11 protein-coding genes and 1 pseudogene are annotated in these 13000 nt (G+C 61.4%); 5 read left to right on the top strand and 7 right to left on the bottom strand.

The features are described 5' to 3' along the window. Together EN984_RS06055 and EN984_RS06050 are read left to right on the top strand one after the other, a co-directional pair. Nucleotides 1–2211 (top strand): CoA transferase (locus EN984_RS06055; RefSeq protein ID WP_164765387.1); only part of this gene is annotated, 2211 nt, incomplete at its 5' end. Between the two features lie 55 nt (nt 2212–2266). Further along, on the top strand, nt 2267–3124 hold the full coding sequence (locus EN984_RS06050) for a nitroreductase family protein (protein ID WP_024504898.1): 858 nt from the start codon (nt 2267–2269) through the stop codon (nt 3122–3124). A 75-nt stretch (nt 3125–3199) separates the two neighbouring features. Here EN984_RS06050 and EN984_RS06045 read toward each other — a convergent pair whose 3' ends face one another. The 7 genes from EN984_RS06045 to EN984_RS06015 form a co-directional block, all read right to left on the bottom strand. Next, nucleotides 3200–3811 carry a flavin reductase family protein gene (locus tag EN984_RS06045; protein WP_024504897.1) on the bottom strand — a complete coding sequence of 204 codons (612 nt, stop codon included), beginning with the start codon at nt 3809–3811 and terminating at the stop codon, nt 3200–3202. 130 nt (nt 3812–3941) lie between these two features. Then, the gene (gene larB / locus EN984_RS06040; RefSeq protein ID WP_127383662.1) at nt 3942–4589 is read right to left on the bottom strand and encodes a nickel pincer cofactor biosynthesis protein LarB; all 648 of its coding nucleotides are present in this window, start codon (nt 4587–4589) and stop codon (nt 3942–3944) included. Beyond that, entirely contained in the window at nt 4586–5374 is a 789-nt protein-coding gene (locus EN984_RS06035) for a potassium ABC transporter ATPase (protein WP_024504896.1), read from the bottom strand. The genes larB and EN984_RS06035 overlap by 4 nt, the downstream gene beginning before the upstream one ends. Further along, nucleotides 5367–6608, bottom strand: coding sequence for a LarC family nickel insertion protein (locus EN984_RS06030; RefSeq protein WP_256754936.1), 1242 nt, complete (start codon nt 6606–6608; stop codon nt 5367–5369). Before EN984_RS06030 ends, EN984_RS06035 begins: the two co-directional genes overlap by 8 nt. After that, entirely contained in the window at nt 6605–7867 is a 1263-nt protein-coding gene (gene larA, locus EN984_RS06025) for a nickel-dependent lactate racemase (protein ID WP_236382676.1), read from the bottom strand. The genes EN984_RS06030 and larA overlap by 4 nt, the downstream gene beginning before the upstream one ends. Before the next feature lie 277 nt (nt 7868–8144). Then, the gene (gene leuB, locus EN984_RS06020; protein ID WP_348627433.1) at nt 8145–9263 is read right to left on the bottom strand and encodes a 3-isopropylmalate dehydrogenase; all 1119 of its coding nucleotides are present in this window, start codon (nt 9261–9263) and stop codon (nt 8145–8147) included. A gap of 139 nt (nt 9264–9402) precedes the next feature. Then, the gene (locus tag EN984_RS06015; protein WP_032899521.1) at nt 9403–10287 is read right to left on the bottom strand and encodes a LysR family transcriptional regulator; all 885 of its coding nucleotides are present in this window, start codon (nt 10285–10287) and stop codon (nt 9403–9405) included. A 262-nt stretch (nt 10288–10549) separates the two neighbouring features. Between EN984_RS06015 and EN984_RS06010 the strand changes: the two genes are divergently transcribed. From EN984_RS06010 to EN984_RS38140, 3 genes and pseudogenes are all read left to right on the top strand, one after another. Beyond that, entirely contained in the window at nt 10550–11302 is a 753-nt protein-coding gene (locus tag EN984_RS06010; RefSeq protein WP_024504891.1) for an SDR family NAD(P)-dependent oxidoreductase, read from the top strand. A 64-nt stretch (nt 11303–11366) separates the two neighbouring features. Further along, on the top strand, nt 11367–12605 hold the full coding sequence (locus EN984_RS06005; protein WP_206517404.1) for an amidohydrolase family protein: 1239 nt from the start codon (nt 11367–11369) through the stop codon (nt 12603–12605). A 212-nt stretch (nt 12606–12817) separates the two neighbouring features. After that, nucleotides 12818–13000, top strand: a pseudogene (locus EN984_RS38140) (hypothetical protein); the annotation flags it as partial.

Raw genomic sequence — 13000 nt, 5'->3', positions numbered from 1 at the left:
CTTGAAGGTACTCCAAGGGCCGTCATCGCCCGCATGACGCCTTTCGGCGATGACGGCCCTTGGAGTACCTTCAAGGGGTCGGACCTGGTTCATCTGGCGCTCGGCGGCGTCATGATGAATTGCGGCTACGATCCGGATCCATCGGAACAGTACGACCTACCGCCTATCGCACCGCAAATCTGGCATGCCTACCATATTGCCGGTGAGCAACTCATGATTGGCATTCTTGCCGCTCTGATCGAGCGGACCACCTCGGGTCTCGGTCAGGATATCTCCTGTGCCATCCATGAGGCGGTGGCCAAGAGCACCGAGATCGATCTGATGTCATGGGTGATGCGCCGAGCGCCGCTCCATCGTCTGACATGCCGTCATGCCCTGGAGGCAGTGTCGCGTGTCCCCAACATCAGTCACACCAAAGATGGTCGCTGGTACATGACCTGGGGTGTTGGCGCCCGTGACAAGGCCAATCTCGTGCCGTTCCTCGAGCGTTTCGACATGGCTGCGGACCTCGAGGCGCCCACAGCCGATGCGGACTTCAACGCACGCAGCGTCCCGGGCTCGTCGAAGATGGACGACGCCACCTCGCACACGCTGGAAGTGGTTCAGCGTTTCGTCCGCGCCCACACATATGACGCGACGCCCTGGCAAGAAGCTCAGGCAGCGGGATTGCTCTGGGCACCGGTGCGCAAGCCGCATGAGAATGCACAAGACGAGCATTGGCTGAAGCGCGGCGCCATCACCAAGGTCGATCACCCTGAACTTGGGCGCAGCTTCCATTATGCCACAAGCAAATGGCTGAGTTCGGAAACACGATGGCAGGCCGGCAAGCGCGCGCCGCTGCGCGGTGAGCATACGGACGAAGTGAGCAACACCTCAAGGCAGGCATCGCCAAAGGTAGCGGCAGAGGCGACCCTGAAACCGGCGCTCTCAGCACGCAATCGTCCCTTTCCTTTGCAGAACGTCCGCATCTTTGACTTCTCATGGTTTCTTGCTTCGGCGGGCGGAACGCGCTTTGCTGCTGCGCTTGGCGCCGAGTGCATCAAGGTCGAATGGAAGGAAAACCCAGACACACGCCTCGCCGCAATGGCACCCGTTGGGGGCCGCACGGCGCGCGAGGCCGCGACCGGCCCACTGCCGGGCGTCAGCGATCCCGACATGGGCGGCCAGTTCAACAATAAGAACGCGGGCAAGCGCGGGCTCTCGCTCAATATCCGCCACCCGAAAGGTATCGATATCGCCAAGCGGCTGATCGCAATCTCCGACGTCGTCGCCGAAGGCTTCTCTCCGGGCGTCCTCGATCGGTTAGGCCTGGGGTATGACGTCCTGCGCAGCATCCGTCCCGATATCATCTACGTCCAGCAGTCCGGCATGGGCAGTTACGGCACCTATGGCCGACTGCGCACCGTTGGGCCTATCGCTGCCTCGTTTGCTGGGATGAACGAGATGTCCGGTCTTGCCGAACCGGCGATGCCTGCCGGGTGGGGCTATTCCTATCTCGACTGGATGGGGGCCTATGGCTTCGCCCAATCGCTCCTCGGTGCGCTGTACTACCGCTCGGTCACCGGCAAGGGTCAGCATATCGATGCGTCCCAATGCGAAGCGGGCATCTTCCTTGCCAGCCAGGCCATCCTTGATTGGTCGGCAAACGGGCGAGTGTGGCAGCGTACCGGCAACCGCTCCCCTTATGGCAATGCCGCGCCGCATGGCGCCTATCGTTGCCAGGGGGCGGATCGCTGGATCGCGATCTCGTGCTGCGACCAGCGGTCATGGGCGGCGCTCGCCCATGCCGCGGGCCATCCTGAATGGCTAACCGATCCACGCTTCGCCAATATTGCGGCTCGTCTTGTCAACCAGGATGCACTGGACAAGGTGGTTGGAACGTGGACCGAGGGCGTTGAGGCCTATGACTGCATGAGCCGCTTGCAAGCAGCTGGCGTGGCCGCTGGCGTATGCCAGACGGCGGAGGATCGCTGCGATCACGATCCGCAGTTGCGGAGGCTGGAGTGGCTGACCGAAGTGCCTGGGACAAGGATCGGGACGTGGCCCGTGGCCGAAGTGCCGTTCAAACTTGGCCGCACACCCGCGCATGCAGGCGGATTGATCAACCGCGGAGCGCCTTGTTACGGCGAAGACAACGAATATGTCCTCGGTGAACTCCTCGGCCACTCAACAGCACAGATCCGCTCGTTCAAGCACGAGGGCGTTATTTGACCTCGGCAAGAATCCCAGGCGGATCAAGCCAAACAACCAGATGGATGACAATCAGATGACCAGCAAGCAGCGAAACAGCGTCGCCGACGGTACAGCGGCACGTGAACGCGTCGGTACGCGCTACCGTGATCCCGCTCTCGCCGAAGAATTGTCCCACGTCACTTGGAACAGCACGCTGGATGTGATGCTGTCGCACCGGTCGGTGCGCTACTACCTCGACCAGCCCCTTCCCGCAAATACCCTTGAGCTCGTCGTGGCGGCCGCACAGTCGGCGGCTTCAACTTCCAACCTCCAAGCTTGGAGCGTCATTGCGGTCGAGGACAAGGATCGCAAGGCGCGGCTGGCCGGCTACGCCGCGGACCAGAAGCACATCCATGACGCGCCGCTGCTGCTCGTTTTCGTCGCCGATCTGGCTCGCCTGCGTGCGATCAGCGATGAGCGGGGACATGCCGGTGTCGCACTCGATTACATCGAGGCATTCATCTTTGCCATCGCGGACGCCGCGTTCGCAGCGCAGAATGCCGCTGTTGCAATCGAGTCGCTCGGCCTCGGCTGCTGCTACATAGGCGCGATGCGTAACGACCCTCAGGCCGTCGCCAACGAACTGGGACTGCCCGACGAATCGATGGTCGTGTTCGGCATGACAGTCGGCCGCCCCGATCCGGCGGTGGCAACAGACGTCAAGCCGCGCCTGCCGCAAGGCATAATCCTCCACCGCGAGCGGTATACCCAAATCGACCCGGAGCTTATGGCGGCCTACGAGGCACGCATGCGGGAATTCCAGGCCGAACAGAACATGCGCAACATCGACTGGACTGAACAGACCGCGGCGCGGATAAAGGACGTTGCTGCACTGACCGGCAGGCACGTGCTCACGGACTTCCTGAAGGCGCGGGGATTTGGGCTCAAATAGTTGCGGTTGCGCGCGCCAATGTTGACTGAGAGACAGGGGCTGCGACTTCGTCAGGCTTGCGAACCGCCGGCCCTGTCACGTCGCCGAGATTCTCGGCAACTCAAACGCGTCTGTCGTGCGGACATAGGTGTTTCCTTGTGCCCTGGCGACAAGGCGCAATTTTTGTGTATCGACATGGAAGCGAACCGGGTCGATCAGCATGTCGTCGCGTATATGCATCATCTGGACCGTTCCCAGGATGAGCGAGCGCGATACCCCGAGAGGAACAATGCTGTGCAGCACGCACTCCATGGAGACGGGGCTCTCGGCAATTCGCGGCGCGGCGATCGTCACTGAAGCTTCCTCTGCAAGCCCGGAGCGCGAAAACTCATCGATTTCCGGCGCAAACTCGGCGGCGGTTATGTTCATCTGGTCCAGCCGATCCTCGTCGACCAGATTGACGACGAATTGGCCCGACATCCGGATATTGCGTCCTGTGTCCTTGTTGTCGCCTGCAGACCGGTCGACGATGCTGAAACCGACGACAGGGGGATCCTCGCTGAAGACATTGAAGAACGAGAATGGCGCTGCATTGCGCACCCCGTCCGACGCGACGGTCGTGACCCATGCGATCGGCCGTGGCGTGATCGTCGAGGATAGAAGTTTGTGCCGGTCAAGCGGCTTCAGCTCGGAGAAGTCGAACTGCATTGTCGTGGGGACCTCCGATGATTTGGCGGGGCAGACCAGTTTGGCTGGCGCCACGCCTTTCTAGCACCGGCAAAATCGATTGTTTGCTCTATATCGGAACGCGCGCATCGCGCTTAACGAGGCTGGTGCGTCAACGCATTGAAAGCATCTTCACCGCGGCTGCCGCTGCGCCAAAGCCATTGTCGATGTTGACCCCCACAACTCCCGGCGAGCAACTCGCGAGCGCTGCGTTGAGCGCAACATATCCGCCGGCGGCCACGCCGTAGCCGACAGATGTCGGTACAGCGATCAACGGCGCCGCGATCAGCCCGGCGAGCACGCTGAAGAGCGCGCCTTCCATGCCGGCGACAGCGATAACAACCCGAAACATCCGGATTTCGTCGAGCCTTTCAGTAAGCCGCCACAATCCGGCGACACCGACATCGGCGACGATAGGCGCGTCATGGCCGTTGAAGCAGAGCGCTCGGGCGGCTTCCCGTGCGACCGACATATCCGACGTGCCCGCCGCCACGATGCCCACACCTGTGCTTGCAACGGGCATGGACCCGCCCAGCACCGCAGTGCGCGACAGTGGATCATAATCAAGTGCACTGCGAATGGCGAAATCGAGCGCCAGAAAATGGCTTTCGTCGAGACGCGTGAACAACAGCCGCTCTCCTTTCTCGGAAGCAGCGACGATGATGGCGGCCACCTGGGTCGGGCTCTTATGCTCACATAGCACCGCCTCCGGCACTCCGGTGCGCCTGCTGCGTTGCCAGTCGAGTTGAAAGTCGTTCATGGGCGCATGAACATCGCGCCGCGGCTGTAGGGCCGGGCGCCCACGAAGACGCGTCCTGCCTCGGCGCAAAGCCGCTGCGTGATCTCGACCAGCAGATGCTTCTGCGCGGACACGCCGTCGCCGAGTTCCAGAACCACGCCTGACCGCGTAATCCGGCAGCGCAACGTAACGCCACTGGCGGCAATGTCAGCCAGATGCCGCTCGGCCTTCTCGATGAATGCGAGGTCGCGGGCATCGATCGCTATTCCCGTCTCGACGCGGCTTGCCAGGCATGGCTGGGCGGGCAATTCGGCGACAGAGCCCAGGCCAAGCTCGCGAGAAAGCGCGCGAATGTCGGCCTTGGCCATTTCCGCTTCGATGAGGGGATGTACCACCTGGCGCTCGGCGGCAGCCAGCAGCCCGGGACGATAGTCGCCGAGATCATCGAGATTGGCACCCGACGCGATCACATGCGGCGTCAGTGTGCGTATCCGATCGTAGAGATTGGTCTTGCAGAAATAGCAGCGGTTCGAGGGATTGTCCCGATAGCGTGAATCCTCGAACTCGCCAGTTCCGATGACGAGGGTCGTCCAGCCTTCGGTATCTGACAGACCCCGCACGCGTGCCGTCGCCTCTTCCGGAACGGCTGGTGAGGCGGCATGGATTACCGTCACCGCAAGGCCCGGCTTGCGATGTGCGAAGGCTGCCAGCGTCACTGAATCCACGCCGCCGCTGACAGCAATGGCGAGCTGTTCGAAACGGTCAAGAACGCGGTCAAGACGCTGTGCCGGCGCAATGTCATTCATCGTCGGTCGTCTCGGCCTGCCACTTCATGGCGCGGCGCTCGGCAAGGCTTCCGCCTCGAAGGGCATCGCTTTCCACCTTGCGTGTGATGCCCGATGGCCGGAGGACCGCCTTGACGGCAAGTCCGGCAGCCTTGACGTTTTCCCGGAAGAGGACCAGCCGGCGTTCCTCCCGCAGGCGCAAGCCGATTGTCGATGTCTCGGCAAAACACCGGGCCGTCACCTGATCGGCCAGTTCCGGTCTCGCCAGAAGCCGGAACGACGAGGCGGGACGCCCCTTCTTGCCGAGGCGCTGCCCCACGGAGAGATCCAACACGCCGTCCGTTGCCCTGAGGCGATCGCAGGCGACGCCCATCTCTTCGCCGGTCATGTCGTCGATTTCGAATTCGATGACACTGATGGTGTCGCTCGGAGTTGAGACTTCGTTCTCTAGGACGAGAACGCGAAGAATGTTCGGCATCCCGGGCAGGTGCCGCGTCCCCGCGCCTGTTCCGGACGACACAAGCCGGCCAGACGTGCCGCCAGCACCAGGCGCTGTGAGATGTTTAAGGATCGCCGCGCCGGTCGGCGTCACGCGCTCGCCTGATATCCCGTCGTCGCGCCATTCGAAACCGGTCAGGATCGCGGCCGTGGCAGGCGCGGGAACGGGCAGCAGCCCGTGGGCGGTGTGCACAAGGCCACCGCCTCGCGGCAGAGCCGAGACACTCCACACCGTCTTGTCGAGCGCCGCTGCGATGCTGCCGGCGCAGACGACGTCAACCAGGGAGTCCCAGTCGGCGATCTCGTGAAAATGTACCCTTTCGACCGGCACGCGATGGATGGCCGCCTCCGCCTCGGCAATGATCGTCAGTATCGCAATGGCCCTGGCAGCCGTTCCATCGTGGAGATCCGCGGCTTTGATGCGTGCCACCATGTCAGCAAAACTACCTGCATGCGCTTCATCAGGAATCTGGTTGCGATCGTGATGGTGATGGTGGCCATCATCATCACCATATGCGTTCGCATGGGCGTGTGGCGCTGCAGCCGAAATCGCGCGCTTCGCGACCAGACCGAAGCGCCGCACGCGCATCGACAGGCTCTCGCCTTCCTCGAAGGCAATGCCACCGGCCTCAACCGGAAGCACTGCAGCGCCGTCGGCAAGTACGCGCTCTCGCAGGTCAGGCAGCGCGTCGAGCATTGCCGCGACGAACATGTCGCCGGCGATGCCGCCGACTGCATCGAGGTGGACGCGTCTCACAGTCCTGCCCGCCGATAGATCGGAATGACGTATGGTCCCTCCGGGATGATGGCAACGGCGGGGTCGCCATGGCGTTCAAGACTGGCCGCGATTGCGTCGTTTACCGAGGGGACCAGTTCAACTCCGGTGATGCGGCGTTCCTCGCGATCTAGCCCGGTCGTGTAGAGCTGGATCTTGCCCACCCGCATCGGCTTCAGCTGCATCTCCGTCTGCCATTCATCGATGTCGGCAAGCGTCTTCGCCGTAAGCGTGGCAAGGAATGGCTCGGGTCCCATCTCCACCAAGCGCGCTTGCGCCTGGCGGAATTCGTGGCTGCCAAAGCCCTCCGAACATTCCGAGGCGATGATCAGCGTCCCGCCCGGGTCGAGAATGTCGATCGGCGTCACCATACCCTTGATCGTCTGGTAGTAGGTCTTGTCGAGGGGATAGCCTGCAGACGACGTCACCACGGTCTTGAACCGGCGCGGCACGTCGATCATCGTCGTGTCGGCGATGAAATCGACCGCAGCCAGATGGCTGGCTATGATCTCGCCAAAGGTCACGCAAACCAGATCGCGATCTTCATCGAGCACGGTGTTCAACGCATAGATTTCGCCAACCTTGCGTACGATCTGCAACTGTTCCTCATGGAGCGGGTTGCCGACCAGATTGCACTGGACTGACAGCGGGTCTTCCATGAAACGCGCCGAGTGGAAGGTGCGGATGGTTTCGTGGCCGGCAACGCCGGGGGCGACAACCTTTCGACCACCGGACCAGCCTGCCATGAAATGGGGCTCGACCAGGCCTGTAGCGATACGGAGGTCCGCATCCGCGAAAAGCCGATTGATCCGGATCGGTGTCCCACGCGTCTGCGTATGTCCCAGATCGACGTGGTCGTGTTCGTTGCGTGCGAAATGATTGGTGACGCGGACGGTCTTCAGAACCCAAGGATCGCCGACCAGTTCCTCCAGTTCCACACCCTCGTTCGGACGATGAAGGCCGGTGGCAACGAGCACATCGATCCTGTCCGCGGGAATGTCGCCTTTAATCATTGTCTCGATCATGACGCGTAGGAATAGCCGGTTCGGCACCGGGCGCGTGATGTCGCAGATAAGGATGCAGGCGCTCCGACGCCCGACCACCAGACGGGCTAAAGGCTCGGAGCCAATCGGATTCGCGAAGGCGGATGCAATTGCTGAAGAGGCGTCGAAGAGTTTTGGCAACAACGCCTTCCGGATTACTGTCGGCTCCGCGCCTTGCGGCAATGCCAGCTTCAGCAATCCACGACCGAAGGCAAGTTCGAAAGGACCGCCATGTTTCATCTGCCGTCCCTCGGCTCTCACGATCCGCCGTCCGTCGCTACGGCCCGGCACCTATGATGTTCGGCGGCTGATTCAGCCCTCTTCGGCCACGTGACGTCGCTCGAACATGTCTGGCTTGCCTTCGAGTACCGCTGGTCAGTCAACCGAAGTAAGTCTCGGTTTGGTGACCTGTCGTCGCAATCGGCGATGCGGACGCGACCGACTTGCCGCGAGAGCAGCAGGTCATAGCGGCCGGTCAGGCAAATTCCGCCTCCCCGCCAACCTTCTGCTTGCGGATCGCCTCGACAACTGCTTCACCCATGGCCCTCGTGCCGATCTTCCTGCAGCCGGGTTGATAGATGTCTGCGGTCCGATACCCCTCGCGCAGCACTGACCGTACGGCCTGCTCGATACGCGAAGCGTGCTGGTCGCGGCCAAACGACTGCCGGAGCATCATGGCAACCGAAAGGATTGCGGCCAGTGGGTTCGCCAAGTCCTTGCCAGCGATGTCCGGCGCGGTGCCATGGACCGGTTCGTATAGGCCCTTGTTGTGATCGCCGAGGGAGGCCGACGGCAGCATTCCGATTGAGCCGGCCAACATGGCCGCCGCATCGGAGAGGATATCGCCGAAGACATTGCCCGTCACGACAACATCGAATTGCTTGGGATTCCGGATCAAGGCCATGGACGCCGCGTCAATGTAGAGATGCGTCAATTCCACATCGGGATACTGCTTGCTGACTTCGATAACGACCTCGCGCCACAGCGCCATCGTTTCAAGGACGTTTGCCTTGTCAACCGAACACAGTTTCTTACGTCGTTTCGCGGCGGCCTGGAAGCCCGCATGCGCTATGCGCTCGATCTCGGCATCGGTATAACGCATCGTGTTGATGCCGACACGCGCGCCAGTCTCGTCACGAGAGACACCACGCGGCTGGCCGAAATAGAGATCGCCGGTCAGTTCACGCAAGATGATCAGATCGACCCCCGTGACAATTTCGGGCTTGAGTGTGGAGGCGTCCACAAGCTCGGGATAAAGCACGACCGGGCGGAAGTTAGCATAGAGACCGAGGGCCTTGCGCAGCTTGAGCAGGCCGTAACCGGCCCCCTCGCTCGGCGCTCGCCTCTCATCCTCAGGAACGCCGGTTCCGCCAAGCAGAATGGCATCAGCTTTGCGTGAGATGTCGAGGGTATCAGGCGGCAGGGCATCGCCGAAGCGCTCCAGCCCCTCACCTCCGATTACGGCTTCTGTGAGTTCGAGCGGGAGTTCACTACCGATGACCGCGTGCAGCGCCCTTACTGCCTCCGCGGTCACTTCCTTACCGATCCCGTCTCCTGGGAGCACTACTATCTTCAAGGCCTTGCCTTTCGAAATTGAGTTGAAGAGGCGGGCGCATTCGCTCGGCCCTCTCTGCGGCAGGACTTATATGGGCCGACCCGGACCCTTCGAAGTCGTCCTTTGGAAAGCTCGCATCGTCGGACGCGACGCACCGGTTAGCCGGCGGACCAGCCTCTCAACTGTTGGTAAGGTGCTTCAACAGCAGCTTCACGGGTGGTGGCAGGCCCTGACTGTCCTGAACGCAGATGTTCCACTGCCTGACTGCCCAAGGCTCGTCGAGCGCGATTGCCGCAAGCATGCCACCCGTTACATAACGGGCGGCACATCCCGCCGGCACGAGGCCGACGCCCATCTGCGCCTCTACCATTGTCGACACCGTCTCGAACCCGTTGACCCGGATTGGCATTTTCAACGGTTTGCTCAGCTCAGCCGCGGCGCGAATGACGAGCATATCCAGAAAACTTCCCCTGCTTGGCCCGATCAGGTCATAATCCGGGAGGTCGGCGAACTTGACGGAAGTTTGCGAGCTTAGCGGGTGGTCCCTGTGAGCCAGCACCACGAGGCGGTCGCTGCGATACGGGATGTATTTCAAACCGCGACGGGGCACGACGCCACCGAAGACGCCGATATCCGCAGCGTTCTCGGCCACCGCGTCCACGGCCTGCTGGCTGGTGCCCTCCTCCAGATCGATTCGAATGGCCGAATGCGTCCCCAGAAAGTTGCTCAGATCCGACGGCAGATGCTGGATGATCGTCGAAACACTCGCAAAAATGCGGACCTGCCCGCTGACGCCACTGGCGTGATGGGCAAGCTCAATCTCCATCTGCTTCAAGTCGCGGAGCACGACGCGCGCATGGTGGAGCAGCGCCTGCGCTGCCGCGGTCAGCTCCAGTCCCTTCGAGCTGCGGTGAAACAAAGGCGTACTGAGGCGTATCTCGAGATCGGAAATCCGCTTGCTCACCGCCGATGCCGCGATGTGCTCGCGATCGGCCGCCTTGGCGATACTCTGCTCTTCGCAAACGGCGACAAACAGCTGAAGCGAAAGAAGGTCAAAACGCAATGTAGCTCCCCCTCTCCGGCATATTCCATCCATGTCAGGCCTGCGAAACACGCAGCCAGTCACTGCTAATAGCTGTTGACCGCACGGATGCAACTGTCGCAAGGGCATCATCGCGGATCGCGAAGCAGCCATTCCAAACGAAGTCTTTTGCGAAAGGCCATCGCAGTCAATACGTTCTGGCACGCGCTTGTCGCGAAATCGCCACCGGTTCCCCCGTGGAACATGCTTCAATCAATAATTCAATCAGAGTGCGTCTTCGACCATGAATCGATATGATCTTGAGCAGCGCGTAGCGATTGTCACGGGCGGAGCGCAGGGCATCGGGTTCGCAGTCAGCGAGCGGATGCTGGCATCCGGTGCCAGGATAGCGATCTGGGATCGCGATGGCGCTGCGTTGCAAAAGGCTCTCAATCAGCTTGGACGAACCCGCGACGTGCTTGGGATTGAGACTGACATTGGCGACCTCGCGTCGGTGGAAGCGGGCTTTGCACACACGCTGGAACGGTTTGGCAAGATCGACATACTGATCAACAATGCGGCGTTGGTCGGGCCGAACATGCCGACCTGGGAATATCCACCCGAGGCCTTCGCACAGGTCCTGAGTGTGGGATTGATAGGGACTTTCAACTGCTGCCGCGCCATCGTCCCTCATATGCGGGAGCTTAACTACGGGCGCATCGTCAACCTCAGCTCCATTGCCGGCAAGGAGGGCAACCCCAACGCGGTCGCCTACAGCTCCATGAAGGCAGCCGTGATCGCCTTGACGAAGTCACTGGGCAAGGAACTCGCAGGGCAGAACATCGCAGTCAACTGCGTCACTCCGGCGGTTGCCAAGACGCCTGGGGCAATGGAGCAGTCACCGCAACACATCGAGTACATGCTTGCCAAGATTCCGCGCGGCCGCATGCTCGAACTTGGCGAAGCCGCCTCCATGATCTGCTGGCTAGCGTCAGAGGAGAATTCCTTTACCACCGGCGCGGTGTTCGATCTTTCCGGCGGCAGGGCAACCTACTGACCGTAGCGCCCGTCAAATTCCGCGGCGCACGTGGCGGCGCACCGATCCAACAAGGAGACTGCTGATGCCTTCCTACATATTCGAAAACGCGCGGATCGTTGACGGCTCCAATGAGGACGGCGAGCACGACCGTTTCGTCCGCGTCAGCGGCAATGTTATCGACGAGGTTTCAGACAAGCCGATCCGGGATAGCAACGCGCATCGCTTCGATCTGCGCGGGAAGACTGTGATGCCGGGCCTGATCGATTGCCATGTGCACATCAATTCCGGAGTTGCCGATCCGGCCGAAAACTCGTTTCTGCCAAACGAACTCGTCGCCTATCATTCGGTGCGGATATTGAAGGGCATGCTCAATCGCGGTTTCACCACCGTACGCGACCTCGGCGGCGCGACTGTGGCTCAGGTCCATGCGATAGAGCAGGGTCTTATCGAAGGTCCTCGCCTGGTCATTTGCGGCAAGGCCATGGTGCAGACCGGCGGCCATTCGGACTATCGGACGCGCTACGACATGATCAGTGGCGACCGTCAACTCGACCAACTCGGCTCGGTAGGACGCATCGTTGACGGCGTCGACGACTGCCGCCGTGCCGCTCGCGACGAGGTTCGCAAGGGCGCCAGATTCATCAAGGTGATGGCCAATGGCGGCGCGGCATCCTCCCATTTTCCTCGGCCATATCTCGGCTATTCGATGGATGAGCTGCGCGCGTTCCAGGACGAAGCCGACAAGGCCAAGATGTATGTGTCGGTGCACACCCACACCGACGAGGCCGTCGCACGTGCACTCGAATGCGGTATTCATTCGATCGAACACGCGACACTTATTACCCCTCAAACCGCTGCCACCGCTGCGAAGCAAGGTGCGATCGTCACGCCGACGATCGCCGCCTATGAAGCGCAGATCCGCGAGGCCGATGCGCTGAAGCTGGATCCCGGCTTTGTGGAACGCCTGAAATGGGTGCGCGCAAGAGGTCCCGAATCGCTGGAGACGATGCGGGCAGCCGGCGTCAAGCTGGCTTACGGCACCGACGTGTTGGGCTCGATGCACAGCTATCAGTCCGAAGAGTTCCTGATCCGCGCGGAGGCGCTGCCGGCGATCGAGGTGATCAAATCGGCAACCCTTACCGCCGCCGAACTCGTCCGTATGGAAGGCAAGGTCGGCACGATCGCGGCAGGCGCCTTTGCCGACCTCCTCGTGGTCGACAAGGATCCCGTGAAGGATCTGTCTGCGCTGGGCAGTCAAGGCCGCTACATGTCCGCCATCATGAAGGATGGTGCATTCGTGAAGAACCAGCTCGCAGCCTAGGCTCACGCTGGGACCAATCACGCCGCCATCCTTTTGCCAGTCTTGAGATGTCCGCTCCGGGGGCGGACCGGCTGTGTCACTTGGATATCGACAAGTCTTCCGCGTTCACGCCTTACATCGTGGAATGCGACGAGGTCCATCCCATCGAAGGCTCTGAGCCCGCGTCCAGCCAACTATCCCAATGCTGAATTCGACCGCCCTGGTGTCCGCGCATGCTGGAGGTCGCGCATTTGAGCGAAGTTTCAGTAACTGCTGAGTGGAGGGACATAGCTCGTTCGAAGAGGCGACGCCAAAGCTTTGAAGGGCTGCCCTATTTGCTGTTGGCGCCGATCGCCATACTTCTGGTTCTGGTGATCGTTTATCCGCTGGTTGAGGCCGTGCGGTCTGCCATGACG

The organism is Mesorhizobium sp. M7A.F.Ca.CA.004.12.1.1 (genome assembly GCF_003997835.1).
Lineage (GTDB): Bacteria > Pseudomonadota > Alphaproteobacteria > Rhizobiales > Rhizobiaceae > Mesorhizobium.
This window is presented reverse-complemented; position numbering and strand designations above follow the sequence as displayed.